The 543-nt window shown below is 74.0% G+C and carries 1 protein-coding gene and 1 pseudogene; both read right to left on the reverse strand.

Features of this window, described 5'->3' with window-relative positions; translation table 11 throughout:
- Positions 1-190: pseudogene (locus KUM32_RS42255) on the reverse strand (type II secretion system protein); the annotation flags it as partial.
- Positions 187-543, reverse strand: a 357-nt coding sequence (locus KUM32_RS42260) for a type II secretion system F family protein (protein ID WP_374227625.1), incomplete at its 5' end; no start/stop codon positions are given. The gene KUM32_RS42260 and the pseudogene KUM32_RS42255, both read right to left, overlap by 4 nt.

The raw sequence follows: 543 nt of genomic DNA on the forward strand, positions 1-543 counted from the left end.
CGCCACCGGCCTGGCCTCGGTCGGCCTCGTACCGGCCGGCGTGCGCCGAGCCGCGCGCCCGCAGCGCGTCGATCTGCGCGACCCGCGCCACCGCCCCGCGCCGGCCGGGCATCAGGGCGCGGACCAGCGTGTAGACGCCGAGCCCGAAGACGGCACCGACCAGGACCGGCATCGTGATTCCGCTGTTCATCGGGGGGTCACCTCATCGCCGTAGACGGGGGCCTGTACGGTGCCCGCGCCGGGCTGCCGCGCCGCGTGGGCGCCGGCGCGCGCCGGTGCGTATCGCTCCGGCGTCGCGTCCCGGGTCAGGAACCGGTCCGGCGTGTCGATGCTGGACAGCTTGCGCAGCCACCAGAAGCCCATCGCGAACAGGGCGCACACGCAGGCCAGTACGAGCTGCCCGACCGGCGTCCCGTACGGCTCGACGAAGTCCCGGTTGAAGATCGACAGGCCGAGCACGAACGCGATCGAGACGCCGACCACGATCTGCACGCTGCGCCGGGTGCTGGCGCGCTGCGCCATGACCCGCTGTCGCATGTCGAC

The organism is Streptomyces sp. AC627_RSS907 (assembly GCF_019049165.1).